This is a genomic window from Myxococcus llanfairpwllgwyngyllgogerychwyrndrobwllllantysiliogogogochensis (assembly GCF_006636215.1).
GTDB classification, from domain to species: domain Bacteria; phylum Myxococcota; class Myxococcia; order Myxococcales; family Myxococcaceae; genus Myxococcus; species Myxococcus llanfairpwllgwyngyllgogerychwyrndrobwllllantysiliogogogochensis.
This window is the reverse complement of the sequence record NZ_VIFM01000944.1, coordinates 1-400: the sequence shown is the minus strand read 5'-3', so window position 1 is coordinate 400 and position 400 is coordinate 1. Positions and strand designations below refer to the sequence as shown.

1 protein-coding gene is annotated in these 400 nt (G+C 50.5%); it reads right to left on the bottom strand.

All coding sequences use genetic code 11. From position 1 onward, the window contains the following. Nucleotides 1–123: 123 nt before the first annotated feature. Nucleotides 124–400: RusA family crossover junction endodeoxyribonuclease (locus tag FJV41_RS51370; RefSeq protein ID WP_141649688.1), on the bottom strand; the 277-nt coding region annotated here is incomplete at its 5' end.

The following is a 400-nucleotide window of genomic DNA, read 5'->3' as shown; positions in this document are numbered from 1 at the left end:
CCATGCGCCCCAGCGGTCTAAAACTTCGTACATGTCACGCATTGTTCTCTGCTCCTGTTATGTTCACGCTGTCGCTGATATGCATGCCTTGTGGGCTGAAGTGTTTTAAGGAGGCTTCCAGTTTCATGCGGCCACTTCTCCGATATCAGAAATTAAAATTTGTCCGGTCTCACCCCAGAGCTTTGTTACCCGAAAGTCCCAGATATGCGCGTCGTCAGCAAACAGTGCATCCATCAACGCTTTAATCATGTTGTCGGCATCTGGCTTTTGCTGATGAGCCTGACCATTCATTGCTACGCGTTTTTTCTGGCTCCAGCTCGCCGGCATCGGCAGGATGAAGGTAATGTGACTTCCCGCCTCTGGCATAACGACCTTCTTCAGCCTGACCTCATCACAGAAC